Origin of the sequence: Paenibacillus sp. WLX1005 (genome assembly GCF_046603685.1) — a bacterium.
In the GTDB taxonomy this organism is placed as follows: domain Bacteria; phylum Bacillota; class Bacilli; order Paenibacillales; family Paenibacillaceae; genus Saccharibacillus.
Genome location: NZ_CP176756.1, coordinates 879,754 through 906,304 on the forward strand (window position 1 = coordinate 879,754; position 26,551 = coordinate 906,304).

The window sequence follows — 26,551 nt, forward strand, 5'->3', positions numbered from 1 at the left end:
ATCTGTGTATGACCAATAGAACTCAGCAGCATCGTCCGGTGGCACTCGTTACTGGAGCGGGCGTTGGCTTGGGACGAGGTATTGCAACCGTACTGGCGCAAAAAGGGTATCGACTTGTGCTAACCTGTCATTCCGGTCGGGAGGAAACGGAACAGTTGGCGCAGGAACTGGCACATCAATACGGGACAGACAGCCATATTATTGAGAGCAATCTGGTAGAGCAGGAGGAAGTAGAACGTACCATCCGTGAAGCGGTGGAACATTATGACCGGATCGACCTGCTGGTGAATAATTCCGGCGCCAGTACAATGAAGCCACTGGTGGAACTGGAGCCGGATGATATCAACTGGATGATCAATCTGGATTATCGCGCACCTATTCTGGCAACGCGTTATGCCGCACAAGCAATGATCGAGCGGCAGATTGCAGGCAATATCATCTATATTACCTCGTCGCGCGGGGAACGCGCCTATCCGGGTGACAGCATTTATGGCGGGATGAAGGCAGCATTGATCCGCTCCTGCGCATCGCTGGCATTGGAACTGGCACCGCACGGGATTCGGGTCAACTGTGTTGCACCAGGAGCTACCGTCAATCGACCAGAGCAAGACGCATTAACCGAACCCCTTGGACACAAAATTCCACTGGGGCGTATGGGTACACCGGGTGATATCGGTGAAGCGGTAGCATGGCTATCATCAGACGCCGCATCGTATATTACCGGTATCAATTTACGTGTAGACGGCGGACTGATTTTACCGGGAATGCCGGAAGATGTATCCGAAGAAGCTGGGTATGGCTGGGGAAAAGTGTACAAGGATTGATTGCTATTCAAGTGTAAAATATGTGTGCTTGCTGCAAGGGCATTCTCATCATCAAATATAGTAAACAGAATATGCAGTATAGTAGACAAAGGATCTGTACTTCCGATGAGAAGTATACAGATCCTTTTTGCTGTGAAGTGGAGTAGATCAGCAATTTCGATTTCAATGGGGCTACATCGTACGGTTCATTAGAACTTCATTTGACTAACGTTTACCTACACAGCATAATAAATATTGTTTTATAAATAAATTTAATTGCACACAAAATAGTTTTGTGTTAATGTTATTTATACAAACTATAGTAAACGATAGGATCACTTGCTAGTTGGCATGATTAAATAGAAGCATATTCGCATAAACTTGATTGTACAGCTTGATAGAGAACATAGCTTTAGCCCATTATTTATCATCATGGAGGAATGGAACATGTATAAATCCGTAATTATTGGTACTGGTCCTGCTGGTTTGACGGCTGCCATTTACCTTGCTCGTGCAAATATGAGCCCGCTCGTCATCGAAGGTCCACAGCCGGGCGGTCAATTGACTACCACAACAGAAGTAGAGAATTTCCCTGGTTTCCCTGACGGAATCATGGGTCCTGAGCTGATGGACAATATGCGTAAACAAGCAGAGCGTTTTGGCGCTGAATTCTACACTGGTTGGGTCGACAACGTAGACATGTCCGAACGTCCATTCAAATTGCAAGTGGAAGGCAAAGGCGAGATTGTTACCGAGACGCTGATCATCTCTACCGGTGCAACTGCCAAGTATCTCGGCATTCCGAACGAACAGGACAATATCGGTCGCGGCGTAAGCACCTGTGCGACTTGCGACGGATTCTTCTTCCGTAACAAAGAGATTATCGTGGTAGGCGGTGGTGACTCTGCACTGGAAGAAGCAAGCTTCCTGACCCGTTTCGCTTCCAAAGTAACACTGGTTCACCGTCGCGACGAGCTGCGCGCGTCCAAAATCATGCAAGATCGCGCTCGTGCCAATGACAAAATTGAATGGGGTCTGAACCGCACACCACTGGAAGTCGTTGCCGGGCCACTCGGCGTCACCGGTCTGAAAGTACAGAACAACGAAACGGGTGAAGAAGAGATCATCGAAGCACACGGCGTCTTCGTAGCGATCGGTCACCATCCGAACACCGGCTTCCTTGGTGGACAGATCACGACTGATGAGAACGGCTATATCGTAACCCATGCTGGCACATCCGAAACGAACATCCCCGGCGTCTTCGCTTGTGGTGACGTACAGGATACTCGCTACCGCCAAGCGATTACCGCAGCAGGTAGCGGCTGTATGGCAGCGATGGATGCTGAGAAATTCATCGAAGCGACTGAACATGCAGCAGTAATGCTGTAAGGATAGATGTAAGTTTTACTATGATATATCAATAAACAAAACATCCACTCCGCGATATGGAGTGGATGTTTTGCTTTGTCATGATAATTAAGAAAGGCTGGCTCCCGCATCGTAGATCGTCAACGCATCTGTATACAAAAAGAACGAATACGATGGATCGATAAAATCTCCATGCTGCTGTGCATAGTGAACCAATTCCTGCTGGTATGTGCGGAATGCGGCAGTAGTGTCAAACCAGAATGTAGCCAGCACATCGTATCGCACATTCTCTTTGGAGCCAAAATAATTCGCATCTCCCGCACTGATCTGCACATTGTGGATACACTTGCGGAGCTGCTGACGAACCGTTACATTTCTCTCTACCACCTCATGATGCCCTTGTAGCCATAAGCGCGTAATCTCATCTGGTGCGTAATTATCATTGCCTTTGATCATATAAAAAATCTTGATTCCGCCTGCTGCCAGGTGTGGTACATCGATCTCCTGTTCCTGCACGAGAAACGGTAGCGATGTATCCAGATTGCTAAAATTCGCACCATCCGGTCCGATTACTTCATGCACATATGGATGTGCAAAGGTCTGCATCATTGCATCTTCATCGGCAAAATACAATTCCGTCACTGAATCTCGCTGATATACGATCTGGTATCCGCCGGTATGCAGATCACTTCTGGCGCCGTAGGCAGCGTCGAATACATAGTTTTGAATATATCTGCTTACTTGCAGCGGATTGCCGCAGGTGATCTGGTAGCCGTGAATGTGCTTGACATAGTTTACATATTCTTCGTGAGTCATATCCGGTCGTCTCGTCACAACCGCCATTTGTTTGATCATCTTCCAGTCCCTCCATGCTGTTCACTACGGATAGGGAGCAATGTAGGCACTGCCGTCCGCTGCTCCATACCTGTATTGTAAGCAAACGTTTCGCTGTATACTATGGTTAAAGAACAGGCGCGATGTTGTATAAACGACAACGTACCCTGCTCATGTTGTATGACACGACAGGAGGGACGATATTGTCTATAAAACAGGACTTGCGCGTCGCACGTACGCGCAAGTTTATAGAGCAAGCGTTGATTCGATTGATGCTGGAACAGCCATTTGCGACGTTGACCGTGCAGCAGATTGCCGATGCGGCGATGGTGAATCGTTCGACCTTTTATTTGCATTACACTGACAAATACGATTTGCTAGAGCAGATTCATGTACGGACGATACAAGCATTTACGAGCTGTATCGATTTTGCACAGGAAGATCAGTATGAGAGCATTTTGCGGGTGATTCGGCATGTGCAGCAGCATGTGACAATCTATCGCAGTCTATTGACGGTATCAGCCGAGACGTCGGATTTTGCCGAAGAAATCCGGTCGATATTTGCTACACTGGGCAGCCAGCAGGTCACTACGTATGCGGGCAAAGAGCGATTCAAGGGAGCTGGCGATTATTTCCTCCGCTTTTTCGCATCGTCTGCGTTGACGACGATTCGCTGGTGGATCGAAGTAAGCAATGACACGACGGCTGAGGAAGCAGCGCGTATGATTCGCGATTATTCCGAACAGGGGCTGCGCAATTCATTTGAACTGTGATGAGGCAGGGACTACATGGCTGTTCAACTATTTCCTTTTGCCGGACGAACGATCAATTCGTTCACATCCACATGTGCTGGCTGTTGGATGGCATACAGAATCGCTTCGCCAATAGCAGTAGCGGGCAGCGCAATGCGGCGATATTCGCGCATGAATGCTCGTGAATGTTCATCGGATATACTGTCTGCCAGCTCGGATTCGGTAACACCCGGTGATACAAGTGTGACTCGAATATGCGATTCGGTTTCCATACGTAATCCATCCGAGATCGCGCGAACGGCGTATTTGGTTGCACAATACACAGCCGCCGTAGGCGTCACTTCATACGCACCTACCGAAGCGATATTGATAAATTGTCCGCTTTGCTGATGTTGCATGATTGGCAGGGCAGACGCAATGCCATGTAAAACACCGCGTATGTTCACGTCGATCATGCGATTCCATTCGTCGATTTTATGTTCTGCCAGATTGGATAGCGGCATCACTCCGGCATTATTCACCATCACATCGACACGACCGCATGTATGCTGTGCATATTGGACAAAATCGTCCATATCCGCCGCATCGGTCACATCGAGTTTACGACAATATGCGGTACCACCTGCTGCTGTAATATCGGCAACGAGCTGTTCCAAACGTTCTGTGCGTCGCGCGCCCAGTACAACAATTGCTTGATGTCGAGCTAATAAGAGTGCAGTAGCTTCACCAATTCCGCTGCTTGCCCCTGTAATGAGTACAACCTTGCCTGCGATTCCATCCAATGGTACTTTGTTCATCATGTAATTCCCCTTTCGCTGTTGGTATTCTCAGTATGCGATGTTGAGATGGGGAAGCGATAGAACGATACACTCATAGCATTGCCTGATTCGCGCAAAGATGGTTGTTGTTGGAGAACATCGTGTAATGGAGCGTTATAATAAAAGTTATAGGAATGGGGGGAGAGTATACAGATGAACAGTCGCAATGTTACGCCATATCCTGCATCAGCTTTGCATAAAATCGGGAGTTTGATTGAAACATACTGTACAAACGATGGTGTGTATCAAACGGATTTCTCTGCACTGTCACTTATTCGCAACGCCCACGAAACGGCTCCGCTGCATAGCGTGTACGAACCGTCGATCTGTCTGGTGGCGCAGGGAGAGAAGTTGGTTTTGCTAGGGGAAGAGCAGTACCATTATGGACCTTCTGAATATTTTGCCGTATCGGTCGACTTGCCGATTTCTGGTCAGGTGATCAAGGCATCGCCGGATGAACCGTATTTGGCAGTTCGTTTGCAGATTGATTCGCAGCAGATTTTGGAGCTTATGCGTGTTATGGATACTGTGCCTACTGCGCAAGCGCAAGGGGAATTGGAACGGGGCTTGTTTGTTAGTCAAGCGAATACGGAGATGCTTGATGCTTTTGTTCGATTGCTCAAGTTGATGGATAAGCCGGAGGAGTTGCCTATCCTTGCGCCTATGATTGCACGAGAAATTCTGTATCGCGCTTTGCAAGGTGACCAAGGAAATGCACTCAGACAGATGGCGCCCGGTGCTGGGCGCGCTGCCTATATTGCGGAAGTGATTCAGCATATCCGTGAGACATATAGCGAGCCGCTTCGTATCGATGATCTGGCTTCCAAAGTCAGTCTTAGTCCATCGTCGTTATATCGCCATTTTCGCCATGTAACGATGATGAGTCCCGTACAATTTCAAAAACAGATTCGGCTTCAGGAAGCACGAAGAATATTACTTAACGACGCTGTCCAAGCTGCCGAAGTCGCTTTTCAAGTCGGCTATGAGAGCCCTTCACAGTTTAACCGAGAATATGCTAGACTGTTCGGTCTACCGCCGATAAGCGATATTCGGAGACTTCAAGCGATGTCACCAGACTCTGTCATCCGCGAGGTTTGAACGATATATTCTGTGTATGGGAAGCTATAGTTAGCATCCCTTTATATGCAGCGCCATACTGTGATTGTTCCGTCGTTTATTTTCAAAAACAAATCCGCTTGGGTATGATACAGATCAGGTACAGCGGGACAGTCATGAATCTGAACTTGCCGATCTACTAGATTCCAGCTGTATATGGGCAGTCCTTGTCCCCATGCAAATAATGTCCCACTAGACGATACGGCGAGTTGCGCTTGTGGATACGAAAACACATCCGCTACGCCAAAATTCGTAGAAAAAGCAGGTACATCCAACAGCACTTCCTGTCGTGTACGCTGGTTTACATTGTAGATCAGTATAGCGGGCGAGGTACCTTCTATATTCCAATCTTCTTCATCCAGCATATCTGCATCGACTTGTGCCCATATAGCAAGCCGCTCATGATTCAGCCATACCATCGGCACATCCCAATCGATTAACGGTTGCCAGATGGAATCCAGAGATTCTCCGTCTTCGGATTCCCAGACGTTGTGCAGCCAGTCATCAATACTCCATGCTACGGTAACGCCGATCGGTGCCCATACCCATCCCGTTTCTGCTACATGCTTGCCGTCAGGCGATACATGCAGTTGTCCATGAAAATAATCTAAATAATGGGCATCGTGCGAATGCGTTTCCGAATCAATCCCGGGAATTGTGCGCTCACTGAGCAAATGTACACCCGGAACCAGCGAGATCAGCTCCAACCGATTCCAGTCCGTACCATGAATGAGCAGTACCTGATCGTCACGTTGTATAAAAGCGAGCGGATACGCAGATTTATCATAATGATATTCGCCTCGGCTCAATTCCAATACAATATCCCCGGATTCCAAATTCATCACGACTGCGTGACGACCTAACCGATGGCATACGGCTGCGAAGCGAGCACAGGGGCTTATTACCAGTTGGATAGGATGCGACAGATTGAAGTCTGGCAGATTCAACTGCGCAAGCCTCTGCGCTGTACCGGATATCAGATTTATTTTCCATAGTTGTTGCTGTTCATTCAGCGCAATCAATTGCGGTTCAACATTGTTCGGTGTGCATGGAATTTGTGGATATTCACGAATGGCAAGTAGCTTGCCGATCTCATTCTGAAACGATGGATAGGTGTGATATTGAATTGTCATATGTATATACTCCTTTGCAAGCAGATCAAATGAATACCAAAAAAGCGATCAACCTCTGTAGTATACCAAAGGTCAATCGCCTCCTGCTAAGAGTACCTGCAACTCTTGCTACAGGTACCGCATCTATATCTGTCCATTGCGCTAAAAGAACAGCTTGGTCACTGCCTGGAAGATCAGGAAGAATCCGAATCCTGCTGCCAGCAGCGAAGCTCCTTTTTTACGTTTCGCCTGCGAGAAATTAAACACTCCCAGACTGAACAAAGGTACGATAATCAAGGCAAACAAAAACATCAGCACGTAAAAGGGCAGCGAAATATCAGCATTTTCCCAGAACGTCATGGTTGCTCTCTCTCCATTTCACAGTAGGTTCATCATCCTGCTTCTCCATCCAACTTCGTGGATCGCATACCGGCATAATAACCGTCCGATCTCATCTATACGTTTCAACTTCTATTGATCTCTCTCTATACATAAGGCTTTGCTCTGCTTCTTCAGCATCTCTATCAATCGTACAATCAGAGCTGCAAATAGAAAACATAGGTTGCCCAGCAATTACCAATAACGAAATTATAGTCGAAAACCGATAAAAGATTCACAGCCAAATAAGGCGATTTTACGTCAAATTTTAGATAAGTGATGTCGATTATGTGCTCTCAACCGCCGCTGATTCTAGCTATAGTCTATCTATAGGTGCTGGCTATTCAATAAAACTATAACGGATTATGTAACTTTCTAGTCCAAATCTATTGAAAACCTGTATATTCCGAGTATAATACTTGGTATATAAAGAGATTGAAGGTGAGTATAACTGTGAATCCTATTCAGAATATCGTAACAGAACGCAATGATGACTATCTGGACCTGCTGAATTATGCAATTGCGATTGGAGACGAAGAGTGGCAGCAAGAGATTGTCGCCAACTTGAGCCGTCTGAATCATTCTCAGCAATGGCAGCGCGAGTGGGCGGTAACTGAACATCTCTGGAGACAGTTCGACCGCATCAATGGCAAGCTGCTGGAACTGTATGACAATATTCGTGAAAGTAAAGATGATACGGTCAAACAGAATCTGCTGGAGCAATGGTGGGAATTGAAGCTGCAACGCATCTCGGTATCGCGTCAGATTCAAGAAGAAACCGCCGGTCTGAAACATGATTGTGAATCGTGCCGCTGAGTCGGCTACCCATATACCCGTCGTAATGTACACAATGTACATGTGCAACGCTGTACACGCCAAGATGTACATGCCAAAAACCGGACAACTGATAGTTGCCCGGTTTCCAGATAAAGCGCATGTATAGTTATACGTAATGCACTATGAATACTGTTGTCTTGCCCCGTAGTTGCCGATCCGCCAAGACGCGGCACTATCGTCATGCAAATAAGCCAGTATGGATTCACATGGACATGTGAATTACATGCTGGCTTGTTTCATGTCGCGCATCATGGACATCATGGATGTCATCATTTCGTCGCACTCTTGCAGTTTGCTCATCATCATATTCATGTCCATATCCATGTCTTTCATCATGTTCATGTCCATTTTATTGCACATTTCCATCATCATTTTCATGTTGTTCATTTTACCCATCATGTCTTCCATACACATACCCATCATCATTTGCATACACATTTTATCCATTGTTGCCATCTCCTCTAAAATGTATTTTGGATGTTGCCGGGTACAGAGCCGTTAGACGAAGCCCTGACGCTGTTAGCATACTACATTTTCCTATCTAAAACAATCAGATTATGGAAAACAAAGAGAGTTCTAATGCGTCTGACAACGAGCTGTACCACATGAATGTTCTGGTTTATTTTCATGAATCTATCATGTTTGTAAAAAACATGTCTCTGCTCATCAAAATACCCAAATCGCATGCAGTGTGAACAGTAGCGGCACTGACGTACTATACTTAATGTAACCTCATCTACGCATCTTTAATCTTCTACGCATGACGACAATATGGCAATATCGGTCGCGTCATGCGCAAAAGTCCACTTTATGATTCGTTATCACACCTAATATTACAAGCAGTGATCCATCCATGGGAAAGGTAATGATATACAGCTTTGTTGACTATTTAGATCGATACGCGTACTCGACCTAGAAACTGTGAAATTGCAGAGTAAGCAGCTCCAATGACAGTCGATTGTTCGCCCAATTCGGAATATTGGATGACCAGTTTTTGCCGATGGTATGGCAGGGTGCGCTGGGAGACTACTTCTTCTACATAGGGAGCAATCCAAGGTTCTGCCTGACGCATATGACCACCGATAATGACCAATTCCGGGTTGAAGCTATTAACCAGATTGGTAATGCCGATACCCAGATATTCGCCAATACGCTGAAACAAACGAACGGCTTCTGGCTCATCCCATAGCGCCTGTTGTACCCAGTAAGCGGTATTCGTATTCGGCTGTGGATCAGGCAGTGCATGTTCGTAAGCAAGTTCTGATGCGTACAATTCCCAACATCCGCGGCTACCGCAGGAACATGGCAATCCGTACGATTCTACAGACATATGCCCGGTTTCGCCAGCGTATCCACGTGCGCCTTTGTACGGTTCGCCGTCGATAATAATGCCGGAACCGATTCCCATGCCGACGCTGACATACACCAGATGACGGGCATGACGACCGGCACCGAATTGTAGTTCACCAATCGCACCCGCATTGGCTTCATTGTCAATCGTAACCGGCAGGCTGAACAACTGCTCCAATTCTTCGCGCAGAGGTACGCCTTCCCAGCCCAGATTGGGAGCAAACAGCACATTGCCCTGTTCATCAACCATTCCCGGTACACCGACGCCCATGCCGATCAAGCCATGGACAGATGGGGGAACTTCCGCCAGCAGATGCGCCATCATACGCTGCATGAGCGATAGCGTCGTTTCCAGTCGATGATCCGGCAGCGGCTCCGTCTGGCGGGTGATGATAATGCCTTCCAGATTGGTCAGCACAATTGTCAATTCGTTGACACTCAACTCTACACCTGCCGCATAACCGGCACCGCTGTTGAATTCCAGCATAAGCGGTTTGCGACCGCCGCTGGATTGACCTTCGCCTGATTCTAGTACGAGCCAATCGTCGATTAATTCCTGAACAAGATTGGAGACAGTCGCTTTGTTCAGCCCGGTTAGCTGCGATACGCGAGTGCGTGACAGCGGGGCATAACGGCGAATATTTTCAAGGACAAGGGATTTGTTTATTTTTTTGACCAGCGCCTGATCTCCGGTGATTTTCATAATAGTTCTCCTCTCCAGATGGTAGTTCGAGTACTTTGTTTATCGAATAGACAAAGTGATTTATATATGTTAGGATAGCGATGTAAACGATTTCTTACAAGAAATATCTGGCGGAACAGCCGTAGGCTGGCGCAAGATATGGGCGGTCCGGGCGCTGCAATGTCTGTCCGGTAACGAATTCAACGACTCGTGAGGAGGATTTATGTAATGGCTTATTTTGCAAATATTGAGAAAGTACAATATGAAGGTGTCCAATCCAAAAATCCGTATGCGTTCAAATTTTACAACCCGACCCAGGTTGTTGCCGGCAAGACGATGGAAGAGCATCTGCGCTTCGGCATGGCATACTGGCATACACTTGTTGCAGGTGGCGCTGATCCGTTCGGTGTTGAAACCGCTTCCCGTCCATGGGATCATCTGACTGGTCTTGACCTTGCCAAAGCACGCGTTGAGGCGCTGTTTGAACTGCTGGACAAGCTGAATATTCCGTATTTCTGTTTCCATGATGTAGACATTGCTCCTGAAGGCGACAGCCTCCGCGAATTTTATAACAATATCGATACCATTGTCGAGTTGATTGAACAACAGATGAAGCAAACTGGCAAAAAGCTGCTCTGGAACACGGCGAACATGTTCAGTAATCCGCGCTTTATGCACGGTGCAGCTTCCACTTGCAATGCCGATGTGTACGCTCATGCAGCGGCTCAGATCAAAAAAGGTCTGGAAGTCGGCAAACGTCTTGGCGCCGAAAACTACGTATTCTGGGGCGGTCGCGAAGGCTACGAAACGCTGCTGAATACCGACTATGCTCTGGAGCAGGATAATATGGCGCGTATGTTCCATCTGGCAGTCGATTATGCCAAAGAAATCGGCTTTGATGCTCAATTCCTGATCGAACCGAAGCCCAAAGAGCCAACCAAGCATCAGTACGATTTCGACGCGGCAACGGCAATCGCCTTCTTACAAAAATATGATTTGAAAGATCATTTCAAATTAAATCTTGAAGCGAACCATGCGACTCTGGCTGGTCATACGTTCCAGCATGAGCTGCGTGTTGCTCGTACGAACAATATGCTGGGTTCATTGGATGCGAACCAAGGCGATCTCTTGATCGGCTGGGATACAGATGAATTCCCAGTTGATCTGTATGCAGCGACAACGACGATGTATGAAGTGCTACAAAATGGTGGTATCGGTCGCGGTGGTATTAACTTTGACGCCAAAGTGCGCCGTCCATCGTTCCATGCAGATGATCTAGTAATCGCGCATATCGCCGGTATGGATACATTTGCCAAAGGTTTGACAACAGCTGCTCGTCTGCTGGAAGATCGCGTATTCGAAGACTTTATCGACAAACGCTATAGCAGCTTCCGCGAAGGCATCGGCGCTGACGTAGTTGACGGCAAAGCGACACTGTCCTCGCTGGCAGAATACGCACTCAACAATGAACATCCGCGTGCCAACGAATCTGGACGCGAAGAGTTGCTAAAAGCAACCTTGAACCAATATCTGGTGACCGAATAAGTCTCAGCAGTATAGGAACATAGGTACACTTGATCAACGCCTTCTATATTTATAATGAAAATGGAGAGATTGGAAACAGGTTCTCCTAAATACAGGTCTTTGGGTGGGGAATATGCTTGAGCATGTTGAGCGTATGACATGACGAGAGAGGAAGTACCTGTACGTAGCCTGATCTTGTTCTCTACATGAATAGCTATAGGACCGATGCTCCCTTGTATTCCCGTCAGGGAAGAAGGGAGCATTTTGGTTACAATGATCAGGTGATGATAAGGATTGGATCGTACATCGTAATCATAGTGATACAGGGTGTATACATGAAGGAGGTAGATGAGATGAGTTATGTCATTGGAGTCGATCTGGGTACAAGTGCCGTGAAAACAGTACTGGTGAATCGTGAGGGACAGGTAGCTTTTGAAGCGTCTGAAGCGTACCCGTTATCTCAGCCAAAGCCGGGCTACAGTGAGCAAAACCCGGAAGACTGGGTTGAAAAGACACTGATCTCGCTGCGCAAGCTGCTGGAAGTATCGGCGGTACCCGCGCATGAAATTGAAGGCTTGAGCTTTTCTGGGCAAATGCATGGTCTGGTATTGCTGGATGATCAGCATCAGGTCATTCGTCCGGCAATCCTGTGGAACGATACGCGCACGACTGCGCAATGTCGTCACATTGAGCAGGAGCTGGGAGAGGATCTGTTACGTATCGCCCGCAACCGCGCGCTAGAAGGCTTCACTCTGCCGAAAATCTTGTGGGTGCAGGAGCAGGAACCGGACAACTGGAGCAAAGCGGCGCTCTTCCTGCTGCCCAAAGATTATGTACGTTACCGGCTGACTGGTGATCTGGCGATGGATTATTCGGATGCAGCAGGAACGCTGCTATTGGATGTGGCGGGCAAATCATGGAGTACACGCATCGCGGAAGCCTTCAGCTTGCCAGAATCGTTTTTCCCACGGTTGGTAGAGTCGTTTGACGATACAGGGGCCTTGCTGGCGGAAGTGGCAGATGAGACAGGCTTGAGTGCGCAAACACGTGTGTATGCAGGTGGTGCAGACAATGCGTGCGGCGCAATAGGTGCGGGTATTCTGACTGAGGGGCAGACGATGTGCAGTATCGGTACATCCGGTGTAGTGCTGTCGTATGAAGAACGTCGTAATCTGGACTTTGAAGGGAAGGTTCACTTTTTCAATCATAGCGAGAAGGATGCCTTTTACATTATGGGTGTGACGCTAGCAGCAGGCTACAGTCTGGAATGGTTCCGCAGTACATTTGGCGAAGGGCGTTCCTTTGAAGCGTTGCTGGACGGAGTGGATCAGATTGCGCCGGGAGCGGCAGGCTTGCTGTTCACACCATATATTGTCGGCGAGCGTACCCCGCACCCGGATGCGGATATTCGTGGCAGCTTCGTCGGGATTGATGCGGCGCATAAGTTGCCTCATTTTGCTCGTTCGGTGCTGGAAGGCATTACGTTCTCACTACGCGAATCGATCGATATTTTGCGTGAATCGGGTAAAATGATTACCGAAGTTATCTCGATCGGCGGCGGAGCGAAGAATGAGACGTGGCTGCAAATGCAGGCAGATATTTTCAATGCCGAAGTGATTCGTCTGGAAAATGAACAGGGACCTGCGATGGGGGCAGCGATGCTAGCAGCGTATGGGAGCGGCTGGTTCGAATCGCTGGAGCAATGTGCATCAGCATTCCTGCGTACTTCGCGCTCATATGTACCAGACCAAGAGCGTGCCGCACGGTATGATGAACTGTTCGGAATTTATCAGGACGTATACGCACAGACGGCAGGATTGAGTAGCAAATTGGCTGCATTCCGCGGATAATGAACGAGCAGTTAGCAGTTAGCAGTTAGCAGTTAGCAGTTAGCAGTTAGCAGTTAGCAGTTAGCAGTTAGCAGTTAGCAGTTAGTTGGCGCTGGATGTAGGGTGAATATATTGTAGCAAAGCCTCTTTTTATCGAAAAAGAGGCTTTTTGTTCTGTATCGATCTCATACCCTAATCATCGCAAGTATCCCATCTCCTGTTCATCTGCTTGGATCAATGCCAAACTGTATCCAGAGAAGCGACAGTGGTATAATGAAACAAGCCAAACAGCAAGCACATTTTGTACAGAAGGCGATACACAATACTTTCTACACGCTATTATGCTCAAATTAGCATAACCATGCGGCATTCGAACGTTTTTTCACAAAAAATTAATGTCTATTGCGCAACTATGCAAGCCTTGCTGCGTTTACCTGTAGAGACGATAAATAAATGGCTACATTCCGCCGTCTATCTATTATCCCCATCGGACATTGTGCCGATATAATGCATTACAGTGAATTTATTTGGGAAGGGCGGATACGTCTGCATGAAAAGATCAAGTCACCTCTGGGCTAAGACCCTTCTAGCCGGAACATTATTGTTTGCCGGTCTACCGCTCGTTGCTCCGCATCAGGCTGCTTATGCAGCAACTACACAGATTACCGCAACTAGTCAAAGTGATGTCGCCGATCAGCTGTATCAAGCACTGATGAACCGCGATGCGCAGACGACCATTTCATATAAAGGAAGTACTACCGGTCTCAAAGCGATGCTACAAGATGCGTTTGAACAAGCATTGGAAAAAGACCCTTACACCCATTATATACTCGACAGCTACGGTCTGAATTGGCGCCAAAGCTCGTCTGCTGCCAAAGTGACGGTACAGATGAACTATCGCGAAACCGCAGCCCAGACCGCTTATGTACAAAGTCAGGTAAAGCAAATCCTATCCACGATCATCACATCCGGTATGAACGATCATGAGAAGGTCAAAGCGATTCATGACTGGGTCGTGCGTAATGTAAAATACGACGAAACATATACTCGCTATACTGCTTACGAAGCACTGCATGACGGCACTGCTGTTTGTCAGGGGTATGCACTTCTCACTTACGAACTGCTCAGACAATCGGGCATTCAGAATCTGATCGTTGAAGGAACCGCTGGCGGCGAGCTGCACGCCTGGAATCTGGTCAATCTGGATGGCACCTGGTATCACCTCGATACGACATGGGATGATCCAGTTCCCGATCAAGGCAACTATGTTCAAACGAGCTACTATCTGTTAACAGATAGTCAGATGAAACAGGATCACAACTGGACGAAAACGTATCCTGCTGCTAGCACGACGTACCAGAGTACGTTGAGCAAATTGGTTGCTGCCGGTGGCGACAAAACAAGTGTGTATCAGCAACTTCAGCGCGCACTTGATTATTCAGGCGTATCCAGCAATTTGACACAATCATCCAACAGCACAGCCAGCACGACCAGCGATGCTAATGGCGCAATCAGCACGCCCGCTGCGTTGAAAGCACAAGTACAATCTGCTCAAACGAACGGCAAACATACACTGGTCTTCCGCTACAGCGGCAATTTGACCAGTCTGAAGAGTGATTTGCGCACATTATCCTCGATTGGCATCCGCTCCATTTCGTATACGGTGCAATCAGGTAGCAATACGAATGATCTCAAGGTGACATTGAACTGGCAATAAACCAGCTGATACGTAATCAGATAATGCGTAACGTAGAATAAGATAACAAGGAAACAGCGATGCTTGGTGTACCCGGCAATCGCTGTTTTTTTGGATATTATCTGTATTCTTCTCATTTCATAAATAGATAAAGATGAAGCAACAGAACGAACTATGGATAACGTAGCGAAATGGAACGAAATAATCCTATATTTTCAGTTGCACAAAGCACCAATAAAAGCAGTTTAGCTGTCACTCATGTTCCATATTGTTATATACCGATAAAAGAGACAAAAATACGGAAATCCAGTATCCACGCTTTTCTGATACAAACATCAACAATAACCTTTATTTATTAACATAAATAGAAAGTAGCTAATATATACATTAACTATAAAATCATCAAAAATTGCCTCTGATATAAAGAAAGGAGGATACGGGAATATTATATTTCCCTCTGATGAAAGCGTTTTTATAATTAAGATAGACCTGACACGGACGCCGGAGCGTTGTTCCTGTTGCTGCATGTACAGGTTAAAACGCACAGAGAGGATGGGGTAACATTGCATATCAGAAGCAAAGTGGTGACCTTGCTCGTCATTGTATCGCTGATTCTGACATCGTTTGGCGATAGCCGCACGTATGCTGCACACTGGGCATTGACCGGGGATGTGGGCGTACATGATCCTTCAATCATCAAAGAGGGGAATAGCTGGTACGTCTTTTCGACTGGACAGGGCATTCAAGTGCTCAAATCGGACAATGGCACTAACTTTTACCGTGTACCACAGATTTTCCTGACAGCACCGTCATGGTGGAAAACGTACGTACCGAACCAGACACCACTGGATGTATGGGCACCGGATGCGAAGCAGTATAACGGCAAAACATGGTTGTACTACTCCATCTCCACCTTTGGCAAAAATATCTCTGCGATCGGTCTGGCTTCCGCAAGCAGCATCGGCGCAGGCAGCTGGAAAGACGAAGGCGTCGTACTGACAACAAACGGCACACAAAATTACAACGCAATCGACCCTGAGCTGGTAATCGATGCAAACGGCGATCCATGGCTTGCTTTTGGTTCCTTCTGGAGCGGTCTGAAATTGACCAAACTGGACAAAAACACGATGAAACCAACTGGTAGCCTGACTTCCATCGCTACTCGTACTACCAATGGCGGCGCGATTGAAGCACCATCTATTACTTATCGCAACGGTTATTACTATCTGTTCGCTTCCATCGATAACTGCTGCAAAGGCGTGAACAGTACTTACAAAATCATTTATGGTCGTTCCACCAGCATCACCGGTCCGTATGTGGACAAAAATGGCGTAAGCCTGCTGAACAACGGCGGCACCATCCTCGATGCAGGCAATGATCGCTGGAAAGGTCCGGGCGGTCAGGATATCTACGGTACAAGCGTCATCGCAAGGCACTCGTATGATGCCACCGACAACGGAAATCCAAAATTGTTAGTCAGCGATCTCAACTGGGATTCCAGCGGATGGCCGACGTATTGACGCTTTCTAATCGTATATTCTTTTAGTCTCATTGGATAACACACAAACCGATTTTCCCAACCAGCAGAGGGAGAATCGGTTTGTGTTTTTTTCTATATAAAGGCTGCTTTTGTTATTTTTAAAATTCTGTGCAACGTTTAGAGATACTGAGTGGTATATGGATTAGAAGCAACAAACGAAGCACATTAGTGCTATACACTAGGAGGAAAACGTGAATAACAAATTAAATCGTAAAGTGACTTTGTGGGGAACTGTATGTATGGCTGGAATGATATCACTAGGAACTTTGGGGATTCAAGAAATTGCATCCGCTCAAATCACGCCAGCATTGATTGCAAATGTATCGCAACAAAAATCTTCGATTGGAGATACTTGGACGTTCACAGCAGACAAAGATGGAACGTATACTATTAAATTTGTATATGTTAAATATGGTAAGGACAAAACAGAAATTGCAAAGAAATTAGTATATAAAGTAAAAGTAGCAGGAACTTCTACAGAAAACAAAGCACCAATCGCACTGCAAACGAATACGTTGAATACAGTCAAAAAAGGAGAACTTCTTACAGTGATTTTACCTGAGGCTGATAAAGAAGGATATGTATGGGTACTAAAAGACGCAGATCAATCACTTCATAGTGAAAAACAACCTGATGGGCCTATCCTCTTTACTGGAGATGGGCAAGAAAATAAACAAACGATTAAAACTACACCGAATAAAATGTTTAATATAACATTAGAGGAGAATCCTTCTACTGGATATTCTTGGTCATATAAAGCAAGCAGTAATGCTATCAGTTTAGTAAAAGAACAAAGCCAACCTCAAAACAACTCAAATGAAAATATTGTCGGTGCACCGAATGACAAATCTTGGACATTTAAAGCTGCAAAAGCTGGAACCTATACTCTAACCTTTACATCTGCACAGCCTTGGGAAAAAGACACCTCTAAAGCTGAAACAAAAACGTATACGATTGTTGTCGAAGATAATCAAACAACAGACCAAGTAAAAACATTTACACAAGCTGGGAATTATAATATACAGCAAGGTAAGACATTTGCAATCAAAATGGATGAGAATGCAACTACCGGATATTCATGGGAACTTTCTTCTAAACTTCAAGGGATGAAACTGGTCAAAGAAGGTTCTGATAGTTCAAGCAATGAAAATAGTGCAATTGGAGCGCCTTCTTCAAAAGTGTGGACATTTGTTGCAAAAGAAAAAGGCACGCATACAGTTGTATTTCAATATACCCAAGCTGGAACAAATGATACTCAAACAAAAACATTACAATACACGATTAATGTGAAGTAGGATGTACAATGAATCACTAAGTATCGTTTGCAGAATGTGAATATGAATATGAATTTGTATGGCGCAAGGTATATTATCCATTTATGATAATATACCTTGCGCCACCTTTTTGAGGTTGATATTGGTACGATACGTTTTGCATAAGCCATTTTATTATTAAGTATAGGAGGGTTTTTTTTGTACAGTTTGTTGCATGGCGAAAAAGTATGTAATGAGAAAAAAAGTTTTTACTGGTTATTGTTTTGCAAATTAATCAATTACTTATTCAGTGCTACAACAACAACGGAATAAGGAAAAAGAGTATAGCAACGTCGAGAGTAAAGAGGAACCATTAGATATAGGTGAAAGAGCAAGAGATATTATCGATAAATATGGGGATTCACTTTTGCGTCTTTCTTATTCGTATATGCATAATTTGATGGATGCTGAAGATGTGATACAAGAAACGTTAATTCGATATTTGAACTATTGCCCTAAGTTTGAGAATGATATACATGAAAAAGCATGGTTAATTCGTGTAACAATCAATTTGTGTAAGAATAAATTGAAATACAATAAACGGCGTCAATCGGATGAGTTAGACGAGGGGTTATTTTCAAGCGAAGATGCCGATTTATTGTTTGTATGGGAAGCAGTCAAAAAACTAGAGCCTGCTTATAGCGAAGTGATACACCTTTTTTACCACGAAGGCTATTCGACGGTAGATATCGCAAATTTGACTCATAGAAAAGATACAACAGTGCGTTCATTACTACATCGTGCTCGGATGAAGTTAAAATCTATACTAGTGGAGGAATATGACTTTGATGATTGAGCAAAATAAATACAACAAAATGATGGAAAAAGTAAAAATGACTCCTGAGATGCGAGAACGAATCATTGATCATGTACGCATTCAAACAGTAATGATGCAGCAACATAAAAAAAAGAAAAGCAAATTTATTTTAAAGTATCAAAAGTATATGTACGCAGCGGCTACTTTTTTAGTATTGCTTGCAGGAATAATAACTGCACAATATACGGTTAATCGTAATCCAAGTGAGAACCCTATAGTATCTTCTAACAATGGTTCCAATACAGGCTCTTTTGGATTGAATGAATATGATTCCTTAGCTGAGTTGAGAACTGCTATTCCATTTACATTCAAATCCGTTACATCTGTTCCATTTGAGCTAAAAGATACAACGTACTCTTCGTTTTCTAACACACTAGTGCAGATTGATTACATTGGCGCTACAAACCAATTAAATTTGCGCACGTCTCCTAATAAAGAAGAATTGATCGGCGATTACAATACTTATTCGCAAATCGACGAAATTGAAATAAACGATATTATTACAACGATCAAGGGTAACGACGGAAGCTACACTACAATTACGTGGAAACAAGATGGTTTATATTATTCACTTCAATTTAATCAAGGAATTAGCAAACAACAGATCCTTCAGACCTTTCGTTCCATGCAATAAATTTGATGTGAATAATAGGATAGCTGAATGAGTTATATCCAGATGGACAAGTGAGATACAGGAAAGAATGAAGGCCGGGATGCGGCTCGCAAACATGGACTATATGATGCAAGGAAAGAACTCATGGAGCAGATCACGCAAATGTAGATACAAATAAAAAAACCTCTCTGAATCGGTAACCGTCGGATGCGACAGATTGTACCGGAACAGAAAGGTTTTTTGTTATAGCTCGATTTCGCGTATACACTTAACTAGACTCACAGACTCACAGACTCACAGACTCACAGACTCACAGACTCACAGACTCACAGACTCAGGAGTCTGGTTCGCATGTCACAGTAGACTAAACCGCTACTATTACACGTCTTGCCGTGCGCCGGTATCCAGATCGCATTGCTCCAGTGGAATAATACGTGTACGTTTTGTCCATTTATAACCGAGCCACAAAATAAGAAATAGCGGTACGCTAATGTACGTGGCAAAGATCGACTGCCAATCAATACCGTCAGCAGAGAAGTACGACAAACTCTGTCCGATAATGACAACCGCACACAATACAAAAGCAAATAGCGGACCGAACGGGAACCATCTGGCACGAAACGGCAATTCACTCAGATCGCGTCCCTGCGCGACGAACGCACGACGGAACCGATAATGACTGATCGCAATACCCAGCCACGTAATAAATCCGCACATCCCAGACGCATTCAGCAGCCAGTTATACACGATTCCATCGCCAAACAGCGAAGCGAAAAAGGCGAGCATCCCGAAGGCAGCTGTGACGATCAGCGCATTTTGCGGAATGCCGCGTGAGTTCAAACGGGCGAACATCTTCGGCGCTTTGCCTTCTCGTGCTAGTGCGAACAATACACGGGTGGACGCGTACATACCGGAGTTACCCGCGGATAGCACGGACGATAGAATAACCGCATTCATGACCGCAGCGGCGAACGCCAGACCTGCCTTTTCAAAAATCATCGTAAACGGACTGACACTAATATCGGTCAGATCACTTCCTAGCAGCGATGGTGTGGTATACGGAATGATCAGACCAATCACCAGAATCGCCAAAATGTAAAAGATCAGAATCCGCCAGAACACCTGACGGATCGCGCGTGGCACATGTTCGCGTGGATTCTCACTTTCGCCCGCAGCAACCCCGATCAATTCGGTGCCCTGGAACGAGAATCCTGCCGCCACAAACACGCCGATAAAGGCAAGCAGCCCGCCATGAAACGGTGCATCCCCAATCGTAAAGTTGCGGAATCCGACGGCTTCGCCACCCATAATGCCGAAGATCATCAGTACACCGACGATCAGAAAGACGACAACGACCGCAATCTTGATCATGGCAAACCAGTATTCGGCTTCACCGTATCCTTTGACCGATAACACGTTTAGCAGGAAGATCAGCGCGAGGAATAGCAAGCTCCACAGAAACGATGAACTTTCCGGGAACCAGTATTTAATAATAATCGTCGCCGCTGACAATTCGGCAGCAATGGTGACTGCCCAGTTGTACCAGAAATTCCAGCCCATCGCGAATCCGAATGCTGGATCGACGAATCGTGCTGCATACGTATTGAAGGAACCTGAATCCGGCATATATGTCGCCATTTCGCCAAGGCTGGTCATCAGAAAATAAACCATAATGCCGACGCACAGATAGGCAAGCAATGCGCCGCCCGGTCCGGCTCCAGCAACTGCGCCGCCGCTCGCAAGGAACAGCCCGGTTCCAATCGAGCCGCCGAGGGCGATCATCGTCATATGTCTGGCACGCAGACCGGCTTTCAGGGTAGTAGGTGTTGGTTTCGTTGCAGGTGAACTCATGTTGCTTGGATACACTCCTTCATCAATATCCAGGGAAAGAAGGCAATAAAAATAGACCGCAGGCGAGCTGCGATCTATATACAGATAGACTCCGCACCATACTTTCCCTTTAAGATAGCTCAACACAATGAAAGGCTAGGTTTTTTCCATTGTGACAGTTCTGTTCCTTTCGGAGACAGCCCCAGCGTCATATTCTGGAGTGGAATACGGCACTTCGGCAGCAGGACCTTTTCTCCCGGGATCGACGGCGACTCCTGCGCCTGGTCCGGGGGTACTGATTCATGCTGCGACCTCTACCTCATCGGTTCTGCTGATGAGGCATATTATTTAATTGGTTAAAGTATTACGCACATGCCGACTATTGCATACTTGCAAGTAGCTGACACGGATGTGTTACAGTATAGCTTTTTGGCGTGCATTTGGCAATGACTTTTCTGTGACAGCATGCGGTATACGTTCGGACGCGGATAGTCAGGCGTTAGACGGAGCTATTTTGCTGACGACTTTTCGCCATTTGCTGCCAGATCGTACCGGCAGCTTCTTCACCGGACTCGATGCGTTCCAGCGCCATTTTCGCCTGTAAACTCACTTCAAATTCGGGATCTTCAACCGCTGATTCCAGCGCATCACGAGCTTCCTCTGTACCGACCTCATACAGGAAGCGTGCCGCGCGCCAGCGAACGAGCTTGCTGCTATCCTGCAACGTTTTTAGCATCGCTGGTGTCGCTGCATCGTCACCGATATCCGACAGCGTATCGCCTGCCGTACGACGAACAGCAGCCGATTTATCCTCCAATGCGCGATATAACAGCTCCATCGCAGCTGGCGTTTTCAGATCGCCCAAGTAAACGACGGCAAGGCGGCGCAACTGCATTTTCTCGTCATTCAACGCTTGCTCAATCAGAGGCAAGCTGTTCTCGTCCGGCTCCAATACGTCGAAGGCGGCATAACGCACACGCCAGTCGTCACTATCCATCGCTGTAGCAATCTCGTCAGCCGACAGCCCGCGCCGCTGCTCGACAAACTCTTCAGCACTTGCGCCATGTGAGATCGCCTGATCGATGATTTTACGCAGACGCTCCTGTGGAAATGCCGCTTCTAGCTCCTGTTCCACCTCACGCGCAATGTCCGGCAATTCGCCATAACGCACGCCATAATCGGTCAGCTTGCGTTCCTTAATCAGCGTAGCGCTTGCAACCTCAGTCACCGCCTGGACAAACCGCTCTGCCAGCGAAATTCGTTCTTCCTTCGTTCCCGCCTTTACCCGAATCTGCATCGGAATGCCGCGGAAAAACTGTACGAACACATTCGCTTCTCCAAAATGCTCACCCGACAGATCTTCCGGTACTTCCAGCTTGTTCTCAATACCATCCTGACCTAGCTTCTCCTGCACTTCATTCAGAATCGCTGACCAATCCGCACTTGCACGACGATCCAGCGCGACAAAGTCAGCGGTATGGAATACACTTTTGACCCCTTGAATATGCAGCATCTCCCGGATGAAAGACGGCGCAGAACGCTCATTGTCTACTGTATATGTTTTGCGAACACCATGCGGCAATTGCTCGTCAATCCGCAGCATCATCGTATTCGGACTCGGTGTCGGTTCTATCGATAAAATTTTCATGCAACATGTACCTCCTTGTTTACTTGTGATAACGCAATTGACCGACGAAGCGCTCAATCTTCCTTTTGTCACTACTTCATTGTAACCCAAATCACTGTATGCTGGCACAGTCCCTCAGATGAGAAACCTATAAGCTCAGAATAACTGCGGATTGTTGCCTTGTTGATTGCTCCAGTATACGTCGGTACATATAGATTCCAAGTGTTCAGCTTCTATAACAGGGTAGAATATCAATCCCAAAAGAAGTACCAGATAGGATGCTGCTTTAAATAGTCGGCATATTCGCCAATCGACTCGAAGCCTTCCAATACATAAGGGCAAAAGAGTACATGTTGACGTGCCAGCTCTATGGCATTTCCGTCTGTGCGAGGTAAATGTTGTGCCTGCAAAATCCAAGTACTGTCATTGACAGCTATCGGAATAGCGCCATATTGTTGCTGCCATTCTCGGAAAACGGTTGCTTGATCGACAGGTAATGGACATTCATTATATCCTCCCATCGGAATAATAAGCGCCGCTTTATATTCGCTTCCCTCCGGCAACGTTAGCCAGAATGCACCATCTTCTTGCCGAGCTTCCGCCCAATCACTATCCGGTACAGGTACAACCTGTTTGGAACGAATAGGTGTTTCGTTCAGATACGGCGTGTTTTCCAGTTCGCGATATGCTTCGTATAATTGTGTAGCAGATAGCTGTTCTAGTGGTGGGTAAGCGGCAGGTAATGCATTGGAAGCGAATAGCCATTCCAGTGAATGACGCAAGCTATCTGCGAATGAAAGAGAGGAGACTTTCTCCATACTATGTTGCACAAAGGCAGGTAATGATTCATGCTCATCCAGAGTTTCTTCCATTAATTCCATTATATTATCCCCTGGTAGTACTAACAGACGCCAAGGATGTGGAGGATCGCAGTGAAACGAAGCGGGATAGGTAATGTCTGCTATCTCTACGGATTCGATATCATAATCTTTTAATAGATCGCGTATTTCTTGACTCATTTCTATATCTCCTTTTCTATGTAATCTTACTCATGTGAATGTAGTATTAGTCCAAGATGAATGATATATGATGATGGATTGCTACCATGACCATAGCTATAGCGTTTGTTTACATCTTGGATAGTTCGTATACGTGTAATGATAGATAAAAAAGATATATAGCGATGCAAGCATACATGATATGGCATCGCTATATATCTTTTATTATACTTCATTCTGCATAGTGCTCCAAAGCAGTCTAATGTCATACCACCGTGAACTCTTATGAAGATAGAGCTGTAGGTTAGATAGCTACATGGGCGATGATTACACGATCTGCGATCGCTTATATTATTCGGTGACGTTATGCTCGTTCTCCACCTCAGCAGATTTGCGGTCAATATGCTCTTGCTCGCCTAGATAAAAGCGGCGCAGCGGATGAATCTGCTCATCCAACTCATACACCAGCGGAATACCGGTTGGAATATTGAGTTCTGTGAGTGATTTCTCATCCATATCCTCCATATATTTAATCAGCGCTCGGATCGTATTGCCATGTGCGGAAATAAGCACGCGTTCCTTTTCGCGAATGAGCGGGACAATCCGTTGATGCCAGAAGTCTTCGACCCGTTTGATTGTATCCTGCAAACTCTCGCCAAGCGGCAACTCCTGCGGATCGATATGACGATACCGCTCCTCTGTACGCGGACTGCGTTCATCGTCTGGCTTGAGTAGGGGAGGACGAACCGTCAAACTACGACGCCACAGCTTTAATTGATCTTCCCCATACTTTTGTGCTGTGTCCGATTTGCTCAGCCCTTGCAGCGCGCCGTAATGTCGCTCGTTGAGCTTCCACGACTTTTCCTCTGGAATCCAGAGCAGATCCAATTCTTCCAAAATAAAATGCATCGTCTCGATAGAACGCTTCAATACCGAGGAAAACGCCATATCAAACCCATATCCTGCTTCCCGAATCAATTGCCCGGCTACGCGCGCCTCATGAATGCCCCGCTCCGTCAGCGACACATCTGTCCATCCGGTAAATAAATTTTGCTGATTGTACTCACTTTCTCCATGCCGAACGAGAATGACGCTATACATGCTATCTTGCTCCTCTCCATGAGTGGATGATTTGGGTTGTTTGCTGCTGCGAAGTTGAATCGTTGTGCGGATAGAATGATTGTTCTCTATGTTCATTTTAACCAGAGCAAGCAGGTTACAATCTTGGGAAAAAGAACTGGTTATGTAGATACAGACATAATATGAGTTTTGGATTGTCAATCCAAGTCTGGGTACGTGTATATTGTTTTATGTTCGATAACCATAATCCAGTTTCTGCATACAATCATCACAACTATTATCAAACGTCATTGTCCATGTTTCCCTATACTTAAACCTATCACCACAGCAGAAAGGAGCAGCATATGAACGAAACGCACTCATCCAACCATCCTGTCCAGCAGATGATCGATATCATTGAGCACAGTCTCGCACACCAGCAAGACTTTTCCCTGTCAGAGCTGGGCGAGCAAATGGGCTATTCCCCATTCTACTGCTCATTCCTGTTCCGCCATCACACCGGAATCAGCATCAAAAAATACATCCTGCTGCGTCGTACCTTTCTGGCAGCATCTCGCTTGGCAGAGACGAATGACCGCATTCTCGATATCGCTGTTCAATACGGTTATTCCTCACAGGAAGCTTTTTCACGAGCATTCAAAGAGATCTTCGGCGTCACGCCCGCCGCATTCCGCAATGATCCGCAGCCATTACAGCAGTATGCCAAACGCAGTTTAATTGCACCAGACACATACGAAGGAGCGATTCCCATGCACGAACTCAAAACAGCAGATATTCTCCACCTGCAACATCAAGTGGAACAGATTTACGAGCAGGATATTTTGAACGTATTAAACGGTCAACTAATGTATCAGGAATTTCAATCCAACCAATGGATGGGCAATAGCGACTATGTGCCGTTCAATGAAGCAATGTGCACGCATGAAGCAGCGCAAGCTATTTTCAGCCCAACGTTTCATACAATCAGAGCAGCGGGACACGGCAGCACCTTATCGAGTTATGAGCAGGTCGTGATTCAGCTGCTACAGCCGCTCTGGGAGCAGTTGCATGATTACAAATGTATCGTTCTCTGGTTTGGCGATGATATGTTTTGCCAGCTTAATCTGTTAACGATGCTGGCGTATCTGGAACAGCAGCAGTTCAAAGGAACGGTTTACTTCAATACGGTACAAGAGCAGACGTACGATGTACAGCAGACGGAGATGACGCTCGGAACGTTTGCTTCATTATATGAGCATGTAGTACTGCATCACATGATGCCGGAGCAGAATCTATTGCCGATAATGTATCAGGGGATTACATTGTATCTGACTATGCAGCAGTCCGATCATGAGTTGAAGCGCTATATTATCGCCCATCCAGAACAACCAGCTATGGAGCTAGTGCGTCAGATGCTGAAGCTGTTCACGCATTACGGTCTGGGCGATACGCAGTATATGGAGATGATTGAAGATGTGCGCGGAGCAGAGAGGTAGCTACATGGATAGGCAAGAAGTAGAGAGCAGGGTAGAGTAGAGTAGAGTAGAGGTACACATATCGCGCATGATGTACGATAAGAACATGGTAATACGATGAGAATATAGTAAAAATAAGCGTATCACACACAAAAAGGCTGCTCCGTATCCTAACGGAAC

Annotated in this window: 23 protein-coding genes and 1 riboswitch; of the genes, 13 read left to right on the plus strand and 10 right to left on the minus strand. The window is 46.1% G+C overall.

The window, feature by feature from the left end; translation table 11 throughout:
- Window positions 1-8 precede the first annotated feature (8 nt).
- Together ACE3MZ_RS03795 and trxB are read left to right on the plus strand one after the other, a co-directional pair.
- On the plus strand, window positions 9-824 hold the full coding sequence (locus ACE3MZ_RS03795) for an SDR family NAD(P)-dependent oxidoreductase (protein WP_411345181.1): 816 nt from the start codon (window positions 9-11) through the stop codon (window positions 822-824).
- A gap of 426 nt (window positions 825-1,250) precedes the next feature.
- Window positions 1,251-2,192: a thioredoxin-disulfide reductase gene (gene trxB, locus ACE3MZ_RS03800; RefSeq protein ID WP_411345182.1), complete on the plus strand. Its 942-nt coding sequence runs from the start codon at window positions 1,251-1,253 to the stop codon at window positions 2,190-2,192.
- A gap of 87 nt (window positions 2,193-2,279) precedes the next feature.
- Here the strand turns inward: trxB and ACE3MZ_RS03805 are convergent, their stop codons facing one another.
- A complete protein-coding gene (locus ACE3MZ_RS03805; RefSeq protein ID WP_411345183.1) occupies window positions 2,280-3,026 on the minus strand; it encodes an EthD domain-containing protein in 747 nt (248 codons plus the stop codon).
- 182 nt (window positions 3,027-3,208) lie between these two features.
- Between ACE3MZ_RS03805 and ACE3MZ_RS03810 the strand changes: the two genes are divergently transcribed.
- Complete coding sequence (locus ACE3MZ_RS03810) at window positions 3,209-3,778, plus strand: TetR/AcrR family transcriptional regulator (protein ID WP_411345184.1); 570 nt, start codon at window positions 3,209-3,211, stop codon at window positions 3,776-3,778.
- A 23-nt stretch (window positions 3,779-3,801) separates the two neighbouring features.
- On the opposite strand, the gene ACE3MZ_RS03815 is transcribed toward ACE3MZ_RS03810, so the two are convergent.
- Window positions 3,802-4,557, minus strand: coding sequence for an SDR family oxidoreductase (locus ACE3MZ_RS03815; RefSeq protein WP_411345185.1), 756 nt, complete (start codon window positions 4,555-4,557; stop codon window positions 3,802-3,804).
- A gap of 171 nt (window positions 4,558-4,728) precedes the next feature.
- On the opposite strand from ACE3MZ_RS03815, the gene ACE3MZ_RS03820 reads away from it, so the two are divergent.
- Window positions 4,729-5,673 (plus strand): AraC family transcriptional regulator N-terminal domain-containing protein, encoded by a 945-nt coding sequence (locus ACE3MZ_RS03820; RefSeq protein WP_411345186.1) that lies wholly within the window; start codon window positions 4,729-4,731, stop codon window positions 5,671-5,673.
- A 41-nt stretch (window positions 5,674-5,714) separates the two neighbouring features.
- Here ACE3MZ_RS03820 and ACE3MZ_RS03825 read toward each other — a convergent pair whose 3' ends face one another.
- Window positions 5,715-6,824, minus strand: a complete 1,110-nt coding sequence (locus ACE3MZ_RS03825; RefSeq protein ID WP_411345187.1) for a hypothetical protein — start codon at window positions 6,822-6,824, stop codon at window positions 5,715-5,717.
- A gap of 141 nt (window positions 6,825-6,965) precedes the next feature.
- Window positions 6,966-7,163, minus strand: a complete 198-nt coding sequence (locus ACE3MZ_RS03830) for a hypothetical protein (RefSeq protein ID WP_411345188.1) — start codon at window positions 7,161-7,163, stop codon at window positions 6,966-6,968.
- 471 nt (window positions 7,164-7,634) lie between these two features.
- Between ACE3MZ_RS03830 and ACE3MZ_RS03835 the strand changes: the two genes are divergently transcribed.
- Window positions 7,635-7,997 carry a hypothetical protein gene (locus tag ACE3MZ_RS03835; RefSeq protein WP_411345189.1) on the plus strand — a complete coding sequence of 121 codons (363 nt, stop codon included), beginning with the start codon at window positions 7,635-7,637 and terminating at the stop codon, window positions 7,995-7,997.
- Window positions 7,998-8,237: 240 nt separating this feature from the next.
- Here ACE3MZ_RS03835 and ACE3MZ_RS03840 read toward each other — a convergent pair whose 3' ends face one another.
- Together ACE3MZ_RS03840 and ACE3MZ_RS03845 are read right to left on the minus strand one after the other, a co-directional pair.
- Window positions 8,238-8,465 (minus strand): hypothetical protein, encoded by a 228-nt coding sequence (locus tag ACE3MZ_RS03840; RefSeq protein WP_411345190.1) that lies wholly within the window; start codon window positions 8,463-8,465, stop codon window positions 8,238-8,240.
- A gap of 442 nt (window positions 8,466-8,907) precedes the next feature.
- Window positions 8,908-10,071, minus strand: coding sequence for an ROK family protein (locus ACE3MZ_RS03845; protein ID WP_411345191.1), 1,164 nt, complete (start codon window positions 10,069-10,071; stop codon window positions 8,908-8,910).
- A 207-nt stretch (window positions 10,072-10,278) separates the two neighbouring features.
- On the opposite strand from ACE3MZ_RS03845, the gene xylA reads away from it, so the two are divergent.
- The 7 genes from xylA (at window position 10,279) to ACE3MZ_RS03880 (ending at window position 19,403) form a co-directional block, all read left to right on the plus strand.
- Window positions 10,279-11,595, plus strand: coding sequence for a xylose isomerase (gene xylA, locus ACE3MZ_RS03850; protein WP_411345192.1), 1,317 nt, complete (start codon window positions 10,279-10,281; stop codon window positions 11,593-11,595).
- A 332-nt stretch (window positions 11,596-11,927) separates the two neighbouring features.
- A complete protein-coding gene (gene xylB / locus ACE3MZ_RS03855; RefSeq protein ID WP_411345193.1) occupies window positions 11,928-13,424 on the plus strand; it encodes a xylulokinase in 1,497 nt (498 codons plus the stop codon).
- A gap of 529 nt (window positions 13,425-13,953) precedes the next feature.
- Window positions 13,954-15,120 (plus strand): transglutaminase domain-containing protein, encoded by a 1,167-nt coding sequence (locus ACE3MZ_RS03860; protein WP_411345194.1) that lies wholly within the window; start codon window positions 13,954-13,956, stop codon window positions 15,118-15,120.
- Between the two features lie 569 nt (window positions 15,121-15,689).
- A complete protein-coding gene (locus tag ACE3MZ_RS03865) occupies window positions 15,690-16,619 on the plus strand; it encodes a glycoside hydrolase family 43 protein (RefSeq protein ID WP_411346687.1) in 930 nt (309 codons plus the stop codon).
- A gap of 211 nt (window positions 16,620-16,830) precedes the next feature.
- Window positions 16,831-17,934 (plus strand): protease inhibitor I42 family protein, encoded by a 1,104-nt coding sequence (locus ACE3MZ_RS03870; RefSeq protein ID WP_411345195.1) that lies wholly within the window; start codon window positions 16,831-16,833, stop codon window positions 17,932-17,934.
- A gap of 268 nt (window positions 17,935-18,202) precedes the next feature.
- Window positions 18,203-18,748 (plus strand): RNA polymerase sigma factor, encoded by a 546-nt coding sequence (locus ACE3MZ_RS03875; protein ID WP_411345196.1) that lies wholly within the window; start codon window positions 18,203-18,205, stop codon window positions 18,746-18,748.
- On the plus strand, window positions 18,738-19,403 hold the full coding sequence (locus tag ACE3MZ_RS03880; protein ID WP_411345197.1) for a hypothetical protein: 666 nt from the start codon (window positions 18,738-18,740) through the stop codon (window positions 19,401-19,403). Before ACE3MZ_RS03875 ends, ACE3MZ_RS03880 begins: the two co-directional genes overlap by 11 nt.
- A gap of 357 nt (window positions 19,404-19,760) precedes the next feature.
- Here ACE3MZ_RS03880 and ACE3MZ_RS03885 read toward each other — a convergent pair whose 3' ends face one another.
- From ACE3MZ_RS03885 to gpmA, 4 genes are all read right to left on the minus strand, one after another.
- The gene (locus ACE3MZ_RS03885) at window positions 19,761-21,233 is read right to left on the minus strand and encodes an amino acid permease (protein ID WP_411345198.1); all 1,473 of its coding nucleotides are present in this window, start codon (window positions 21,231-21,233) and stop codon (window positions 19,761-19,763) included.
- Between the two features lie 107 nt (window positions 21,234-21,340).
- Window positions 21,341-21,537: riboswitch (Lysine riboswitch) on the minus strand.
- Between the two features lie 174 nt (window positions 21,538-21,711).
- Window positions 21,712-22,860: a virulence factor gene (locus tag ACE3MZ_RS03890; RefSeq protein ID WP_411345199.1), complete on the minus strand. Its 1,149-nt coding sequence runs from the start codon at window positions 22,858-22,860 to the stop codon at window positions 21,712-21,714.
- A gap of 230 nt (window positions 22,861-23,090) precedes the next feature.
- Entirely contained in the window at window positions 23,091-23,858 is a 768-nt protein-coding gene (locus ACE3MZ_RS03895; protein ID WP_411345200.1) for a DUF4253 domain-containing protein, read from the minus strand.
- A 330-nt stretch (window positions 23,859-24,188) separates the two neighbouring features.
- Window positions 24,189-24,938, minus strand: a complete 750-nt coding sequence (gene gpmA, locus ACE3MZ_RS03900; protein ID WP_411345201.1) for a 2,3-diphosphoglycerate-dependent phosphoglycerate mutase — start codon at window positions 24,936-24,938, stop codon at window positions 24,189-24,191.
- A gap of 323 nt (window positions 24,939-25,261) precedes the next feature.
- On the opposite strand from gpmA, the gene ACE3MZ_RS03905 reads away from it, so the two are divergent.
- The gene (locus tag ACE3MZ_RS03905) at window positions 25,262-26,392 is read left to right on the plus strand and encodes a helix-turn-helix transcriptional regulator (protein ID WP_411345202.1); all 1,131 of its coding nucleotides are present in this window, start codon (window positions 25,262-25,264) and stop codon (window positions 26,390-26,392) included.
- Window positions 26,393-26,551: the final 159 nt, after the last annotated feature.